A 1,365-nucleotide genomic window follows, 5' to 3' on the forward strand; every position below is an offset into this window, starting at 1 on the left:
TCCATTTCCGATCATTTTTTGTAAAGATCGCGCTTTCATATTGGATTCCAATTCCATTTTTCAGACCCCGCCCGCCGTTACACACCAGAACAGACGGTTTCCAGTTTAGGACTCTGCAACGGGCGCGAAAAGTGGGATGCAAAACCGTCCCATCCGCCAGCAGAGTATGAAGCAGCATCATGACGGTGGTGGCTGCCATGAGGTTGGTCATCCATAGAACGTTTGTTTGGGTTACCAGCGTAATCAGCTAAGGCACTGGCAGATCACTCTACGCTACTCGCAATCTTTGCACCAGAACCACTTCGGAATTATTTATATGAAAAAAGGTACCATTCATATCCGTTCCAAATTGAATTAATGAATAAATTGTTTTTCAAAAATACGCTTGCATAATAAATCGGCACATACGTCGTATTTACACTGCTATACGGGTCTTTTGCGACCAATTTGGGAGATCTTAATAAACCATCTACATCTGATCCAATGGAAAACTGCATTTGTCCTAAGGGAATAGATCCCGAAATTGAAGTACCATTCAAATGAACTTTATGTTTATTGGGCATATACGAAATGTCCAGATTATCCCCATTATCCCACTTTGATTGAACCCCAACTGAATTTAAAACCTCTTGCAAATAGAAAACAGGAACCCAGCTTGTTGCCTTTCCCGACCAAGGGTCATCGGAAACAATGTGCACTGGATCTATCGTTAAATATCCAGCCATTGTGATTTTTGTTTTTTCATAATGAATGATTGGGGCTTGGGTCCCGACTGCCGGCGCTGTGTGACTACCTGTTGTGGCCAGATTCCCAAGAGCAGGTGTCGTGTTAGAATTGGAAGCAGCATAGACAGTCATTGGCGATAAGGCTTGCGTAGCAACAATTCCAATCACAATCATTCCAAATAGGGACAGCTTTCTGTTCACTTGAGAATCATCCTTTCGACATATATTTACCCTTTGCGCCGTGTACTCTTTGCTTTCTTGCCACACCACTTACCCCGTATAGTAGTCCACTCGAACTACGACGGACGTTGCACTGGGAACACGGGACGCCGGTCGGCTTTTTCACCGATGCGGATCACTTGGTCTTGCGCAAACATTCCACCGACTGTCTCTTTTGCGAAGAGGGCGACGTCGAAGAAAGCACGTGGCGCTATCACGGTGCTTACGTCTGTCCGAGGTGTCGCGAAGCTCTGCGAACCTTGGCGCAAGCGGACCCGTTGTCGCCACTGGAACCTGTGGAGGGCTAAGACTTGGATCGTCCAAAGGACGCGGTGAGTGCGAACATCTGATGTGAAGCCGGATGTGCGGATGCTACCCCACGCCTACGACGAATTATGCAATAATGAGCATAACTATAAGC

At 46.4% G+C, this 1,365-nt stretch carries 2 protein-coding genes; both read right to left on the minus strand.

What is annotated here, in order from left to right; all coding sequences use genetic code 11:
* Positions 1 to 199 (minus strand): hypothetical protein (locus tag AC2VLY_RS13965; protein WP_486922482.1); only part of this gene is annotated, 199 nt, incomplete at its 3' end.
* Between the two features lie 109 nt (positions 200 to 308).
* Complete coding sequence (locus AC2VLY_RS13970) at positions 309 to 926, minus strand: hypothetical protein (protein ID WP_486892034.1); 618 nt, start codon at positions 924 to 926, stop codon at positions 309 to 311.
* Positions 927 to 1,365 lie beyond the last annotated feature (439 nt).

This window comes from Acidithiobacillus sp. TH-A36 (genome assembly GCF_057473445.1).